10 protein-coding genes and 1 tRNA gene are annotated in these 14,394 nt (G+C 66.1%); 4 read left to right on the top strand and 7 right to left on the bottom strand.

Going from position 1 to position 14,394, the window contains the following annotated elements; translation table 11 throughout:
• Positions 1-9: 9 nt before the first annotated feature.
• From BAU06_RS20045 to BAU06_RS20030, 4 genes are all read right to left on the bottom strand, one after another.
• Complete coding sequence (locus BAU06_RS20045) at positions 10-2,148, bottom strand: putative bifunctional diguanylate cyclase/phosphodiesterase (RefSeq protein ID WP_066354195.1); 2,139 nt, start codon at positions 2,146-2,148, stop codon at positions 10-12.
• Between the two features lie 10 nt (positions 2,149-2,158).
• Positions 2,159-2,815: a hypothetical protein gene (locus BAU06_RS20040; RefSeq protein WP_066354190.1), complete on the bottom strand. Its 657-nt coding sequence runs from the start codon at positions 2,813-2,815 to the stop codon at positions 2,159-2,161.
• Positions 2,815-3,189, bottom strand: a complete 375-nt coding sequence (locus BAU06_RS20035; protein ID WP_066354187.1) for a response regulator — start codon at positions 3,187-3,189, stop codon at positions 2,815-2,817. Before BAU06_RS20035 ends, BAU06_RS20040 begins: the two co-directional genes overlap by 1 nt.
• 151 nt (positions 3,190-3,340) lie before the next feature.
• Positions 3,341-5,290: an LTA synthase family protein gene (locus tag BAU06_RS20030; RefSeq protein WP_066354184.1), complete on the bottom strand. Its 1,950-nt coding sequence runs from the start codon at positions 5,288-5,290 to the stop codon at positions 3,341-3,343.
• Positions 5,291-5,502: 212 nt separating this feature from the next.
• On the opposite strand from BAU06_RS20030, the gene BAU06_RS20025 reads away from it, so the two are divergent.
• Positions 5,503-7,797, top strand: a complete 2,295-nt coding sequence (locus tag BAU06_RS20025) for an AsmA family protein (protein ID WP_066354181.1) — start codon at positions 5,503-5,505, stop codon at positions 7,795-7,797.
• 42 nt (positions 7,798-7,839) lie between these two features.
• Here the strand turns inward: BAU06_RS20025 and BAU06_RS20020 are convergent, their stop codons facing one another.
• A complete protein-coding gene (locus BAU06_RS20020) occupies positions 7,840-9,435 on the bottom strand; it encodes a sensor domain-containing diguanylate cyclase (RefSeq protein ID WP_066354178.1) in 1,596 nt (531 codons plus the stop codon).
• 329 nt (positions 9,436-9,764) lie between these two features.
• On the opposite strand from BAU06_RS20020, the gene BAU06_RS20015 reads away from it, so the two are divergent.
• Together BAU06_RS20015 and BAU06_RS20010 are read left to right on the top strand one after the other, a co-directional pair.
• Positions 9,765-9,840, top strand: a tRNA-Lys gene (locus BAU06_RS20015).
• A gap of 99 nt (positions 9,841-9,939) precedes the next feature.
• The gene (locus BAU06_RS20010) at positions 9,940-10,362 is read left to right on the top strand and encodes a VOC family protein (protein WP_066354176.1); all 423 of its coding nucleotides are present in this window, start codon (positions 9,940-9,942) and stop codon (positions 10,360-10,362) included.
• Positions 10,363-10,526: 164 nt separating this feature from the next.
• Here BAU06_RS20010 and BAU06_RS20005 read toward each other — a convergent pair whose 3' ends face one another.
• Positions 10,527-11,495 (bottom strand): Bug family tripartite tricarboxylate transporter substrate binding protein, encoded by a 969-nt coding sequence (locus BAU06_RS20005; RefSeq protein ID WP_082988357.1) that lies wholly within the window; start codon positions 11,493-11,495, stop codon positions 10,527-10,529.
• 125 nt (positions 11,496-11,620) lie between these two features.
• Positions 11,621-12,610, bottom strand: coding sequence for a LysR family transcriptional regulator (locus BAU06_RS20000; RefSeq protein WP_231933915.1), 990 nt, complete (start codon positions 12,608-12,610; stop codon positions 11,621-11,623).
• An 86-nt stretch (positions 12,611-12,696) separates the two neighbouring features.
• Here BAU06_RS20000 and BAU06_RS19995 point away from each other — a divergent pair, with 86 nt between their 5' ends.
• Positions 12,697-14,193 (top strand): M81 family metallopeptidase, encoded by a 1,497-nt coding sequence (locus BAU06_RS19995; RefSeq protein ID WP_066354166.1) that lies wholly within the window; start codon positions 12,697-12,699, stop codon positions 14,191-14,193.
• Positions 14,194-14,394 lie beyond the last annotated feature (201 nt).

Below are 14,394 nucleotides of genomic sequence, written 5' to 3'. Positions count from 1 at the left end.
CGCGGCCGGTCAGGCGTAGAACTCGGCCGGCATGGGCTTGCCCAGGTAATAGCCTTGCCCGTAGCGGCATCCCCGCTGCAGCAGGGCTTCCTGGTGCGCGTCGGACTCCACGCCCTCGGCCACGATCTGGATGTCCAGGCTCGCCCCCAGCGCGATGATGGCCTCCACGATGGAGGCGGCATCGGGATTCTGGACGAAGGATTTGTCGATTTTGAGGGAATCGACCGGGAAGCGCTGCAACTGGGTCAGCGATGCATAGCCGGTGCCGAAGTCGTCCAGCGCGATGCCCACGCCCGCGCGATGCAGGATGCGAAGGGCGTCCTCGACCGCGTCGGCGCCTTGGCCCAGGTAGACGCTTTCGGTGATCTCCAGCGTCAGTTGCTGGGGGCGCAGGCCGTGGCGTTCCACCATGGCAAGGATATGGTCCGCCAGGTCCGGCCGGTTGAATTGCGCGGCGGCGACATTCACGGAAACGCGCTTGAAATCGAAGCCCTTGTCCATCCAGCGGCGCATCTGCTCCAGGGCGTTGCGCAGGGCTTCGTCGCCCAGCTGGGGCGCCAGCGCCTGGTCGTCGAACGCCGCGCTGAAATAGTTGGGCGTGAGGATGCCTTTTTCCGGCCGCGACCAGCGCATCAGGGCTTCGAATCCCGACAGGGTATGCGTCCACATGTCGTAGATGGGCTGGTAGTACAGGATGAATTCCCTGCGCTCGATGCCGCGGCGCACGTCGCGCAGCAATTGGACCCGCTCCTGCAGCCGGTCGCGCATCTCGGGCTCGAAAACGACGGTCCGGTCGCCACCGGCTTTCTTCGCCTGGTACAGGGCGATATCCGTATTGCGTACGATCTGGTCGGCGTCGCCGGCTTGGGCGGGCGCTTCGCACAGGCCGATGCTGACGGAAGCCGACAGCGTTTGTTCGGCGTAATGCACCGGCTGCTTCAGCTGCAATCGCAGCTGGTTCATCTGATCGATGCGGTTGTCGCCCGCATCCTGCGCGGGCAGGATGACCGTGAACTCGTTGCTGCCCACGCGGGCGGCGAATGTGCCGACCGGGAAGTAGGCCGAAATGCGCTTGCCTACCTCGATCAGCATCTGGTCGCCGGCGTGGTGCCCGATGGTGTCGTTGATGTCCTTGAAGCCGTCGATATCGATGGCCACCAGCACGATGGGCTCGCGGCGGGAAAAATGCCTGCCCAGTTCCAGCAGGAAGGCGCCGCGGTTGGGCAGGCCGGTCAGTTTGTCGGTGTAGGCGAGTTCGTGGAACCGACGCTGCGATTCGACCTCGTCCGTGATGTCTTCGACCAGTCCGTGGACGCGCACCACCTGGCCTTCCTGGGTTTCCGGTTCGGCCAGGACATGGATCCAGCGGGAGGACCCGTCCAGCCGCTGGATGCGGCGCCGGGAGTCGTAGCCCTTGCCTTCACGCAGCAGGCGCGCGAAGTCCTCGCGCGTGTCGATGATCGCGTCGCCCGGATAGAAGCGCCGCATCATGGTGTCCAGCGTCGGCTGGAGCGTCGTATCCATCCCGTAGATCTCCAGCGCCTGCTCGCTCAGGGCCAAGGCGCCGGTGATGACGTTGTATTCCCAGCCGCCCACCTTGGCCAGGCGGAAGGCTCGCGCCAGGAGCTGTTCGCGGCGGCGCGTGTCGGCCAGCGCCTTCTGCGCGCGCAGGGCTTCGCTGGCCACGGCCGCGAAGTCGCGTAGCCGTTGCGCGTCGTCCCCGGAGAATGCGCGGCCCTGCGGATCCCCGATGCAGAGCGCGCCCACGCGCGCGCCGTCGGCAAGGGTCAGGGGCGCCGCGGCGAAGAAGCCGACCCCCGGCGTGGCGCTACCGCGTCCATCGCAGGGTGTGTCCTGGCGCGCCAGGTCCGCCGCCGTGGCGACGACCACGTCCTGGCTGTACAGCGTGGGAAAGCTCCATCGCGCCAGCAGGCCGGCCGTATGCGGACAGGCGCCGCTGGACCACAGGCTTACCGGGGCCGCGTCCCGCAGCCACGTTACCGCAAACATCGATACGCCAAAAAAAAACCCGGTCAGGCGGCAGAGTTCCTGCACGCCGGGCAGATCTTCGCCTTCGCGAAGACCCAGGACGCTCAGGGGGATGAGCGGCGCGGGCGGTTCGGCATGGACGTGAGGCGAGGCGCTCATACCGGATGCCTTAGCTGTTTTCAGCCGGTGGCGCGCCTAGCAGCCAGCCGTCGGCCTGCTTTTCCACTGTCCATCCATAGAATCTTGCGATTGTTTGTGCGTCTTCCAGCGAGATGGGCGGCGGACTTTCGGGCTGCAGTGTCCGGCTGGTGGCGTCGGGGGGCGCGGGCAGCGCCCGGGCGGCAAGGCCTTGCGGTCCTTCCTGCTTGATGTGCAGCACGCCGCGCTCCGGCAATCCATAGATGGCCAGGATCATCCAGGCCATGAGCACGTAGCGGCCCGTGCGATGCGCCGCCGCCGTGGCGTGCGGGAAGTCGTCCACCTGGACTTTCTTGCCGGACAGCAGCAACTGGGAAAACGCCAGGCGGCGGCATTCCTGGACGATGGCATGGATGCTGGCTGGCGGCGTGTCGTCCTGGAACCAGTTGTTCAATAGGCGGATCGCGGCCACGCTGTCGTCCAGCATCGTGTCCAGGTCGCCGGTGAAAGGAGGCGGGTCGGCCGGCGCCAGGGTACCCTTGGCGATGGCTTTTTCCAGCAGCACGATGGTGAGCTTGGCGTTGGATAAAGGCTTGAGCGCATCGTGGCGCAGTACCGGAAACACATGCGCCAGGATCTTGAACTGGATTCCTTCGACCAGACGAAGGTCGTGATTGGCGGCCGGCATTATGTCGTCGATTCCCCAGTGTTGCCCAGCAGGCGTTCGAGGACGGAGAGGTCCAGTGGTTTTTCCAGCCACGCATCGAAGCTGGCCGCCTCGGTGCGTTCGTTGTTTCGCGGCAGGCCGCTGAGCGCGATGATCCGCACCTGCCTATCGAATTTCGCGCGCAGGCGGGAGGCCAGCTCATAGCCGTCCAGGTCGGGCAACACGATATCGGTGATGACGACGTCGGGTCGCCGGGTTTCGCATGCCGTGAGCGCTTCGCCGGCCGTGGCGGTGGTTTGGCAGCGATAGCCCAGCAATTCGACGAATTCCGACAGCAGTTCCGAGGCCATCTCGTTATCGTCCACGATCAGGATCTGGAGGTTTTTGTCGGTCATTCTGGCAGTTTCTCCTGGCGCGCGCGCGAGCCTAGCGTGTTCCGTAGTGTGACACGTTTAACAAAAGTGTCTGGACCATTCGTGAGATATTGATACAAAAGCGTGTTGAAGTTTCTATTTGTTTCGAATCCGATTGCTCATCCATGCCTTCCTACGCGCGCTCCAGCCCGGTGCGCAAGGAGGGCGCGGTACGGCCCGCGGCGCCATGCAGTGCCGGCAGCGCGTAGCGGCCTTCGCGATACGCCCAGCTGGGCCACAGGGCATGCGCCAAGGCTTCGCGCGCCAGCGCTTGGTCCACGGGCGCCGCTTCGTAGGTTTCCGGTACGCCATAGCGGTACTGGACCGGCGCCTTTTGCGGACCCAGCACCAGCAGGCGGTCGCCCTTGAGATAGCCGTAGTTGTCGCCGTACTGCATGATGGCCCGCCCCGGGTCGCCTTCCGGCAGCGGCCGGGTCATATCGCGGCCCAGCATCGGGTGGCGCGTTTCCAGTCCCATCAGCGACAACAGCGTCGGTCCGAGGTCGATCTGGCTGATTATGCGGTCGTCGCGGCGCGCCGCGACATCGGCTCCCAGGATGATGGACGGGATATGGAAATGGCGCACCGGCACCAGGCTGGCGCCGGAAACCCGGGAGTCGTGATCGGCGGCGATCAGGAATACCGTGTTCTCCCAATAGGGCGCATTCCTGGCCTGCTCGAAGAAGCGTCCCAGCGCCCAGTCGGCATAGCGGACGGTGTTTTCCACCGTGGCGGGATTGCCGTCCGGCTCGATGCGGCCGCTCGGATATTCCCACGGCGTATGGTTGGATACCGTGAAGGCCAGGGTGAAGGTGGGCTGGTCGCCGTCGTTGCTTAGCAGGCGGTGCAACTGATTGAACATGTCTTCGTCGGAGGCACCCCAGGTGCCGACGAACCGCGGGTCGATGAATTCGCCACGGTCAACGATGTGGTCGAAGCCGTTGCCCAGGAAGAAGCCCTTCATGTTGTCGAAGTGCGCCTCGCCGCCATAGATGAAGCGCGAGCGGTAGCCGTGGCGTCCCAGCAGGTCCGCCAGCGTGAAAAAACCGCGCTGGGCGTCGGGCAGCTTGACCACCGCTTGCGCCGGCGTGGGCAGGAAGCCCGTGACCACGGCTTCCAGGCCCCGCACCGATCGCGTGCCCGTGGCGTAGGCGCGAGTGAAATTCCATGCGTCGCGGGACAAGGCGTCCAGGCAGGGCGTCAAGGGCTGCCCACCCAGGTTGGCGACGTATTGCGCGCCCAGGCTTTCTTCCAGAATGATGACCAGGTTCAAGGGGCGGGTGCGCTGCCGCGCGGGCGTCTGCGTATGCATGCTGGGGTACGCGGGATCGGCCGGCGGCGCGGGCAAGCCGGCGGCCTCCAGCACCTGGGCATGCATTTCGTCTTCCGGCATATCGCCGTAGACGGCCGATGCCGACCGTTCGTTCTTCATGCTGTAGACCGCGTAAAGCACGCTATACAGGGAGTTCAGCGGCAGCATGTTCAGCATGCCGTCGCCGCAGTAGGCCACCGTGGAAGGGTTGATCGGCCGATGCTGCAGGGTGCCGCGTATGGCGAGTATGCCGACCGCCAGGGCGAGCAGGCTGAGCAAGGGCATCTGCCACCACGCCAGGGGCGCGTCGGGAAGCGCCCCGCCGAAAAGCAGATGGCCTATCCAGGCCGCCAGCACCACGACGACCAGGCCGCCCACCAGGGGCCCCTTGAAGCCGCGCCACAGCATGCCGGATACCTCGCGCGGGTGCTTGAGATACTCCACGAACAGCCGGTTGGGCCGCGCGTCGTATTCCAGGATGAAGGGTGGCGTGGCCACTTCCATGAAGACCAGCAGCAGCCACACGGCCTGGAACCAGACGGAAGCGATGGCGGTCGCCGTGGGATAGTGGCCCAGCCAGGGTGCGAAGACGGCCGGGGCGATAGCCAGCACGGATACCTCGTGGGCGTCGATGCGCCAGCCGCCCAGCACGATGGGCCATAGGCCGCCGGCATTGCGCACGCGTTCGCGTTGCCACGCGGCCAGCGCGAGTCGGCTCGCGGTCAGCATCAGCATTGCCGCGACGATGAAGATCAAACACAGTTGCCGCATGGGCTCTCCTGGCATGCCGGCGCCGGGCCGCGATGCCTTTGTCTAGCGTGAGTGGCGGGCCTTGCCAGGACCGCGGGGTGCGTGGGGACCGGCCCCGGGGCGCAATGTTAATGCGGATCGCCGCCGGCTTGGGCGCCTCTGGCACGGAATATGCTCAGCCGCCGTTTACTGTCGGGCACGCCTGGCGGACGGCTATTGAAGAAGGCGACGGAATGGCGCGTAAATACAAGATCCTTGCCGGTATTGGCGTTGCGGTGATTTTAGTCGTGGGCGCCCTGGCCGTGTTTCTCGCGACCCTGGACGCGAACCGGTTCAAGCCTTTTGTCGAGGAAAAGGCCGGCGCCGCGCTGGGCCGACCGGTGGAGATCGCCGGCGACCTGCGGCTGGAGTGGCGGCGGCCGGAGGATGAGCACGGCTGGCGCGCATGGATACCATGGGCGCAGATCACCGCGGACGATATCTCCGTGGGCAATGCCGACTGGGCGCACGCGCCCCGGTTCGCCACGCTGAAGCGGCTGCAATTCCAGGTGGGACTGCCGCCCTTGCTGGCGCGTACGGTGGTGCTGCGGCATATCCAGTTGGGCGAACCGGCGGTAAACCTGGAGCGCCTGGCCGATGGCCGCGCCAATTGGACGTTCAAGGCGCAGGACGATCAGCAGGAAGGGAAGGCGCAGCCGTCCTCGTGGCGGCTCGACGTGCGTGAGATTGCCTTCGACAAGGGCACCGTGGGCTATCGCGACGAGACCCGCCAGGCGGATGTGCAGGTTGTGGTGGACCCGCTGGGCAAGGCCGTGTCCATCGCCGATCTGGCGGGCGCGTCGGTGGCCGGGGATGTGGCGGGCAGGGGCGGGCGGGACACCGGTAAGGCCGGGCAAGCGCAGCCCGGGCAGCCTGGACAGCCGGGCCAAGCGGCACAGCCGGGCCAAGCGGCACAGCCCGGGCAAGCGGCACAGCCCGCCTCAGCCGGTCCGCCGGCAGGCACTCACTATGTGTTCGGCTGGCGCGCCACGGGCAAGTACAAGGGGCTGGATGTCCAGGGCCAGGGCCGTGTCGGCGGCGTGCTGGCCTTGCAGGATACCGACAAGCCTTTCCCCGTGGAGGTCAAGGCCTCGGTAGGGCAGACCAAGGCTTCGGCCGCGGGCACGCTGACCAACCCCACCGACCTGGGCGCGCTGGATCTGCGGCTGACCTTGTCCGGCGCCAGCATGGCGGACCTGTATCCCCTGATCGGCGTGGCCTTGCCGGACACCCCGCCATACAGCACGGACGGGCGCTTGATCGGCCACCTGAATGCGCCCCAGGGGCCGGTGTACGAATACCGCGGCTTCAATGGCAAGGTCGGCGACAGCGATATCCATGGCGATCTCAAGTTCACCAATGGGAAGCCGCGTCCCAAGCTGGAGGGCCAATTCAACTCCAACCTCTTGCGTTTCGCGGACCTGGGGCCGCTGGTCGGAGCCGATACCGGCAAGGGCAGCGGACGCAAAGCCCCTTCCGATAGCACCAAGGTCGCGAAGGCCGAGCGGGATTCGGGGAAGGGCAGTCCGCGCAGCGAGGCCTCGCCGTCCCAGCAACCGCCGGACAAGGCGCTGCCGGTGCAGGAATTCCGCACGGACCGCTGGGATGCGATGGACGCCGACGTCACGCTGAAAGCCCGCAAAATCATCCAGACCGCCGACCTGCCGCTCAGCGACCTGAACGTTCATGCGGTGATGCGGAATGCCGCCCTGGCGCTGACGCCGCTGCGCTTCGGCATGGCCGGCGGCAAGCTGGAGGCCGACATCCACCTGGACGGCGCGAAGACGCCCATGCAGGGGCGTGCCAAGGTTTCCGCGCGCGGCCTGCAGCTGCAGCAGCTTTTTCCCAAGGTCGAAAGCATGAAGCGCAGCCTGGGCGAACTGAACGGCGACGCCGCGCTGAGCGGCACGGGTAACTCCGTCGCCGCCCTGCTGGGTTCCGGCAATGGCGATGCGAAGGTGCTGGTCAACGACGGCGTGATCAGCGCCAGCCTGATGGAGCTGGCCGGCTTGAACGTGGGCAACTACGTGGTGGCGAAGCTGTTCGGCGACGAGGAAGTGCCTATCAACTGCGCGGCGGCCGACGTCAAGCTGAAGGACGGCATTGCCACGCCGGACCTGTTCGTGTTCGATACGGAAAACGCGGTGATTAATATCGACGGATCGGTCAATTTCAAGTCCGAAGCGCTGGACCTGGACATTACCCCGCACAGCAAGGGCCTGCGCATTATTTCGCTGCGCTCGCCCCTGTATGTGGCCGGTACGATGAAGAACCCCAAGGCCGGCGTGAAGGCCGCGCCGCTGGTGGCGCGCGGCGCCGGCATGGTCTTGCTGGGCGCGGCCCTGACGCCGGCCGCCGGACTGCTGGCCTTGATCGTGCCCAGCAACTCGGGCGCGCAGAACCAGTGCGCCACCCTGCTGCAGCAGATGCAGCAGCCGCCCAAGGCCCCGCCGCCCCGCCCGGCGGCCAAGCCGCGGCAGAACCGTTAGGCGGGCTGGGCGCCGTCCACGGCGAGGTGCGCAACGGCGGACCTACGCCGCTTCCTTTGCCGCGAAGTGAAAGCCCTGCGGGCTTTCCGGGGCGGCCACGCAGGTCAGGTTGCGGCCGCTGTTCTTGGCGTGATACAGGGCCTTGTCGGCTTCTTTCAGGACGGCATGCACGTCCTTGCCGTGGTCCGGATAACGCGAAACGCCGACGGAGATGGTGACCGTGCCGCCGGTCGGGTTGGGGCTGTTCTCCATCGCGCCGCGCAGGCGTTCGGCGGCCCGCATGGCGTCCTCCAGCGAGGTCGCGGGCAGCAGCATGGTGAATTCTTCTCCACCGGCGCGGCCCAGCACATCGTTGCTGCGCGAGCCATGGCGCATCAGCGATGCGAGCGTGCGGATCACGTCGTCGCCCGTGTCGTGCCCGTAGCGGTCGTTGATGGACTTGAAGTTATCGATGTCGATGACCGCGACCGCGAAGGGCAGGCCGGTGTCGGCGAACTCGTCCAGCGCGCGCATCAGGCCGCGGCGGTTCAGCAGCGCCGTCAGCGCATCGGTGGTCGACTCGCGCCGCAGGCTGCGCATCTTGTGCTGGATGCTGCCCAGGCCGGTCAGCAGCGCGCGTTTCAATTGGGCGGCCTCGAAGTACCAGGATCTGACGCTGCGGATGCGATCGGAGGCATCCTGTTCGTCCATCTGCTTGGCGGCACGGGCCAACTGCCACAAGGGCTGGGCGATCAGCTTGGACAGCCAGCCGATGCAGATCAGCAGGATGACCATCAGGGGGAGCGTGTTGCGTATCGTCAGCCACAGCAGGTCGTCCATGCGCTGCAGCGTGCCTTCCACGGGCCGCTGCGCCACCAGGCCCCATCCCGTGGAGGGAACGACGGCGTAGCCGGTAAGCATGTCCACGCCCTTGGTATTGCGCACCCGCCGCTCGCCCGCCGTACCGCGCATGATGTCCTCGACGACCGGATTGTGCGCCACGCTTTCGCCGATGCGGCCGGCGTCCGGGTGGAAGATGAGCTTGCCGGTGCGGTCGACGACGTACAGGTAGGAGCCGTCACGGTAGTAGTGTTCGCCAAGCAGGAAGTGCAGGGCGTTTTCCTGGTGCAGGTACAGCGTGCCGGCGATGAAGCCGATATAGCGGCCGGTGCGGTCGAATATCGGGTGGGAATTGAGGATCACCCAGCGGCCCGTCACGCCGAGGTAGGGTTCGCTGACCGACGGTTGCCGGAAAGCGAGGGCGCGCTGAACCGGTTCGCTGTCCAGGCGCGCGCCCTTCAGGCCGGTGACGGGCGGGTCCACGGCCACCACTTGTCCGGCCGGATCCACCACCAGGACCGAATTGAAATGATCGTTCTGCCCCATCAGGCGCCGGGTTTCGGCGACGGCGAGATCCGGGTTGACGTCCATGCCCGCGAGCATGCGCGAGCTGTACGCAAGCTCCTGGTGGATGGTCTTGATGAAGTTGTCCGTGGTGGTCGCCAGTTTGGCGGCGTAGGCGCGGTTGCCTTCCAGGGTGTTATTCAGCAGGATGTCGCGCTGCACCCGGTAGCTGGCATAGAAGCTGTTGCCCAGCGCGAGCAGCACCGAACACAGGCACAACCAGAGGATGAGACGGCGCAGGTCGATTCTGAACATTGGAATGGGATGGCTGCCGCCGTGCTACTCAAGCATGCAATGCAGGGATGATACGCTCCTCGATACAATGGCGGATGGGTTGGCGGCGCGCCGGCATGTAACGGCGCGGAGCAGTGGGGCGCGCTGTCGCAAGCCTGCGACAGGCCGGCCGCCGTTGTCGGGCCGGGCGCTTGGCGCGATTGGACGAGCTGATAAAACTATGTATAATTTCGCCTCTTGGTTGGCGGCGCGGCTACTGCGTCGATGGCCAGGAGACGTAGCGTCAGGTCGCCGCTTCGGTTCGCACCCCAGGTGAATCCAGGGTGCCAGCCCGATGGCGTACCCCAGACGGGCTGTTAGCTCAGTTGGTAGAGCAGCGGACTCTTAATCCGTAGGTCGAGTGTTCGAGCCACTCACAGCCCACCAGAATTCCCGCCTGGACATTCCAGGGAAAATAAAGCACTCGCGAGCGATCGCGGTGCTTTTTTTTCGTCCGCATGGGACAAACATATGGAGCCGCCACATATGGAGCCGCGTATTTCTTTCATCACGCTCGGTGTGGAAGACCTGGAACGCGCTGTCGCGTTTTATCGCGATGGACTGGGGCTGCAGACCAAGGGCATCGTGGGCACGGAGTTCGAACACGGCGCAGTCGCCTTTTTCGACATGCAGCCCGGGTTGAAGCTGGCGCTATGGGGCCGTGAGAATCTGGCCATCGATACCGGGCTACCTGCCGCGACAGGCGCCTCGACCAGCTTCGCCTTGGCGCATAACGTTCGCAGCGAAGAGGACGTGGACCGGACGCTGGCCCAGGCGGAACAGGCCGGCGGCCGGATTGTGAAGCCCGGTGCGAAAACGTTCTGGGGCGGTTATGCCGGGTATTTCCAGGACCCGGATGGACATCTCTGGGAAGTGGCATGGAATCCTGCCTTGCCGGTGGATGCCTGAGCGGCACGCCCGGGCTGCGATCGCGGTGTGCGCGGCGGACAGGCAATAGCAATAGCGGTGTCCGCGGCGACCGCGCAATGGATTTCCGCGCGTACCGTGAGGGGGCATCGGCAGGTCGAGGCTGCGGTCGCCTGCCGCGGCAGGCAGGCGCGGGCGCCGCATGGCTAGTCCACCGAGATACCGACCCGCTGTATCACGGCCCGGTTTCTTTCCAGTTCCTGCTGCATGAAGGGCGCGATCCGGGCTTGTTCCATTTGGACGGGCTGCACGCCTTGCTTCTGCATGGCGTTTTTCATGTCCGGATCGGCCAGCGCGGTTTCGATTTCCTTGCGCCTGGCGGCCACCTGGTCGGAGGAAAGCCCGCCGGGACCGGCGATCGCCAGCCAGACATCGACGTCGTATTTCGGCAGTCCGCTTTCACGCAAGGTGGGCAGCTGGGGGGCCATGTCGCTGCGCGCGGCGCTGGTCACTGCCAGTCCCTTGAGCTTGCCGGCCGCGACCAGCGGCGCGACCGCCTGGGCGGCGACGATCGCGATGTCAAGATTCCCGCCGATCAGATCGTTGATCACCTGGGTGGATCCCTTGTAGGGAATAGGGTTCGTGGTAAGGCCGGCCTGTTCCTTGAAGACCTCGCTGGCCATGTGGTAGGCCGTCCCGGTGACGACGCCTTCGGCCAGCGGCTTGGGCAATGACTTCGACAATTGGACGAGCTCCGCCGGCGTATTGGCGGCCAGGCTGTTATTGGCGACCAGCATGGCCGGCACGCTGCCTATCATCGCGATCGGCGTGAAGTCGGCGATGGGATCGTAAGGCAGGTTCTTGTACAGCCAGGGATTGAGGGTATGGTTCGAGCTGATCACGCCCAGCGTCAGGCCATCCTTGGGCGCGCGCGCGATCTGCCGGGTGCCGATGGTGGTGCCGGCGCCGGCGACGTTCTCGACCACGATGGCGCGTCCGCTGGCCTTGCCCCAGGGGGCCGACATGGCGCGCGCCAAGGCGTCGGATGCCGAGCCTGGCGGCGTCGGCACGATCAGCCGGATGGGGGCCGTCGTATCGGCGGCCGGCGCGCTGCCGCAAGCCAGCAGCATCGTCAGGCCGGCGATTGCACTACGTCCTATGCTTGTACGCCACATTTTCCTGTTCCCCTTGCATCGTCGCGGACAGTGGATGTCCTGTGGCGGTTATTGTTGGCCGCTGTCTGCGACGAGACAAACCAATATTGTTGAGGGCGGCCGCAGTGGCGCTAATGCGCCCGCCGCTATGCCGCCGCGATCCGCCCGCTCTCGAACAGCGCATCGCGCTGCTGCGTGAACACGTCGGCTTCCTCGCGCAGCCATTCGAGAAGAGTGGGCGTTTCCGGATGCGTGGGGCTGCCGATGAAGCGGTAGGCGCCCTGCAGGCGCACCCGGCGCGGGAAGGGCACGACCAGCCGGCCTTGCAGCAGATAACCCAGCACCAACGCCAGCCTGCCCATGGCGACTCCCTGGCCCCCCAGTGCGGCCTGCATGGCCAGCAGGGAGTGATTGAACTGGGTGCCCTGGCGCAATGCCGCCTGCGGCAGTTCGACATCGGCCGCCTTGAGCCAGGTCGCCCATTCTTCCGTCGGTTCGGTGCCTTCCCAGGGGTCCGCCGCGTGCAGCAGATGGGCGCCGCGCAGGTGGGCCGCTTCCCGCAGTTCCGGATGCGCCTGCATGAAAGCCGGCGTCGCGACGGGAACCAGCCATTCGTCGAACAGGATCACGGCGTTGGGGTCCTGGCTGTCCGGCGGCCCGAAGCGGACCGCGGCGGCGATGTTGTCCTGCGCCATGCGCGAAGGGTCCACCCGATCCGACTCGCCGACGATGCGCAGCGCCAGGTGCGGATACGCGCGATAGAAACTGCCCAGCCGTAGGGTCAGCCAGAACATCGCGAACGAAGGTGAACAACTGACGTTGACGGGCTCGCCCATGCGCGCGCCATGCAGCCGGTGCACCGCCGTCTCCAGGCCGCGGAAGGACTCCCGGGTGGCGGCGAACAGTTGTTCGCCCTCGGGCGTGAGCGTCAGGCCGGTCTGCGTGCGCAGCAGCAGGATATGCCCCAGGCGGTCTTCCAGTTTCTTCACCTGCTGGCTGACCGCGCCCTGGGAGACGTGCAACTCGTTGGCGGCCCTGGTAAAGCTGCCGCAGCGCGCGGCCGCGTCGAAGCACCGCAGCCATGCCAGCTCGGAGGGCGACAGCGGTGGCGCGCTGCCCGGATTCATTAGTTTCATTGATGCCTGCCGCACTATAAATCGGTTGTTGTCCACGGTATGCGAGTCAAGAATCCCAAGGACCAGGAAACCGCAGGGGATGCGAAATGCGCGTACTAATAGCAGGATTCAAGCACGAGACCAATACCTTTGCCGCCAACCGCGCGGACTGGGCCGCCTTCGAGCGCGGCGAGATGTTTCCCAAGCCCGTGCGCGGCCAGGCGATGCTGGAGATGGTGGCGAGTGTCGACGTGTCGGCCACCGGGTTCGCGCGCCACGCGCGGGCGCGCGGCTGGACGCTGGTACCCAGCCTGTGGTGCGGCGCCGTGCCGTCCTCCTACATCACGGACGATGCGTTCGAGCGTATTTGCGCCGCCATCCTGGAGGATGTGCGCAAACTGGACTTCGACGCGATTTACCTGGAGCTGCATGGCGCCGCCTTGTCCGAGTCCTTCGACGATGCCGAAGGCGAATTGCTGGCGCGCATCCGGGCGGCCGTAGGACCGGACATGCCTATCGTGGCCAGCCTGGACCTGCACGCGAATGTGACGCGGGCCATGCTGGCCCTGGCCGATGGGCTGGTGGCATTCCGCACCTATCCCCACATCGACTACGTGAAAACCGGCGAGCGCGCCGCCGTATTGCTGGAGCGCCTGCTGCGCCATGGACGGCGGGAGGCGTGCGCGTCGGAACGGCTGCCTTTCCTGATCTCGATAAATTCCCAGGGTACCGGATCGCAACCCGCCAAGGGCTGCTACGCCTTGCTGGAGGACATCGACGCCCGCTACGGTACCGTGTCGAGTTTTTGCATGGGTTTTCCCGCTTCCGACTTCGAGGAGTGCGGGCCCGTGCTATGGGCGCATGGCGAGCGGGCGCGCGAGGCGGTCGCGGCGCTGCATGCGCGCGTGGCCGAACCCTTGCAATGGCGCTTGACGGCGCAGACGGCGCCGCAGGCGGTGGCGCGGGCGTTGGCGCGTGCCGCCGCCAGCCCTAAAGCGGTGGTGGTCGCCGACACGCAGGACAACCCGGGCATAGGCGGCACCAGCTCCACCACCGGCGTCCTGCATGCCTTGTTGGACGCGGGAGCGGGGCGCGCCTTTCCGGGGCGAGTCGCGCTGGGCGTGCTCTACGATCCCGACGCGGCCGCGCTGGCCCATCGGGCCGGCGTGGGCCAGGTAATCCACTGCGCCGTCGGCGAGTCCGTGCAAACGCCGGCGGGGCCCAGCGAGGCGCCGGTGCGGGGCGGCTTCCGGGTGCTGGCCCTGTCCGATGGCGTGGCGACGTTCAAGGGGCCGAAGATGACGGGCTTTCGCACCCAGCTCGGCCTGAGCGCGTGCCTGTCCATCGACGGCGTGCTGATCGTCGTGGCCAGCGGCAGGATAGGCGCGCAGGACCGCGAGCTTTTCCGCATGGTCGGTATCGATCCGGAGAGCATGAAGATCCTGGTGGTCAAGAGTTCCCATCACTTCCGCGCGGATTTCGACCGCCTGGTCGAGAATCCCGATACCGATGTGATGTTCGCGTTGGCACCGGGCCTTTTGCTGGTCGATCCGGCGGATTTACCTTGGAAAAAACTGTCGCCGGCGACCCGTTTGCGGCCGTGAAAACCCGCGCAAGGTAAATCCGCCCACTCCGCATAACGGCTTATCGATAACCGAAACACCCCTGCCGGGTTTCGTTCCCGCGCTGCCGGCGAGAGGGCGACGGGATTATCCCGCCGCGCCGCTTATAAATACCGTTACGCCAAATACCGCGCGGCCCGGCACGCAATTTTTATTCCCGTCGGGGTTTATTAATTGCCTATT

It is taken from the genome of Bordetella bronchialis (assembly GCF_001676705.1).
In the GTDB taxonomy this organism is placed as follows: Bacteria; Pseudomonadota; Gammaproteobacteria; order Burkholderiales; family Burkholderiaceae_B; genus Bordetella_C; species Bordetella_C bronchialis.
This window is presented reverse-complemented; position numbering and strand designations above follow the sequence as displayed.

Excerpts from the sequence above, each read along its gene's own strand:
- BAU06_RS20045 (WP_066354195.1), bottom strand. The coding sequence starts at position 2,148 with ATGAGCGCCTCGCCTCACGTCCATGCCGAACCGCCCGCGCCGCTCATC.
- BAU06_RS20040 (WP_066354190.1), bottom strand. The coding sequence starts at position 2,815 with ATGCCGGCCGCCAATCACGACCTTCGTCTGGTCGAAGGAATCCAGTTC.
- BAU06_RS20035 (WP_066354187.1), bottom strand. The coding sequence starts at position 3,189 with ATGACCGACAAAAACCTCCAGATCCTGATCGTGGACGATAACGAGATG.
- BAU06_RS20030 (WP_066354184.1), bottom strand. The coding sequence starts at position 5,290 with ATGCGGCAACTGTGTTTGATCTTCATCGTCGCGGCAATGCTGATGCTG.
- BAU06_RS20025 (WP_066354181.1), top strand. The coding sequence starts at position 5,503 with ATGGCGCGTAAATACAAGATCCTTGCCGGTATTGGCGTTGCGGTGATT.
- BAU06_RS20020 (WP_066354178.1), bottom strand. The coding sequence starts at position 9,435 with ATGTTCAGAATCGACCTGCGCCGTCTCATCCTCTGGTTGTGCCTGTGT.
- BAU06_RS20010 (WP_066354176.1), top strand. The coding sequence starts at position 9,940 with ATGGAGCCGCGTATTTCTTTCATCACGCTCGGTGTGGAAGACCTGGAA.
- BAU06_RS20005 (WP_082988357.1), bottom strand. The coding sequence starts at position 11,495 with ATGTGGCGTACAAGCATAGGACGTAGTGCAATCGCCGGCCTGACGATG.
- BAU06_RS20000 (WP_231933915.1), bottom strand. The coding sequence starts at position 12,610 with ATGAAACTAATGAATCCGGGCAGCGCGCCACCGCTGTCGCCCTCCGAG.
- BAU06_RS19995 (WP_066354166.1), top strand. The coding sequence starts at position 12,697 with ATGCGCGTACTAATAGCAGGATTCAAGCACGAGACCAATACCTTTGCC.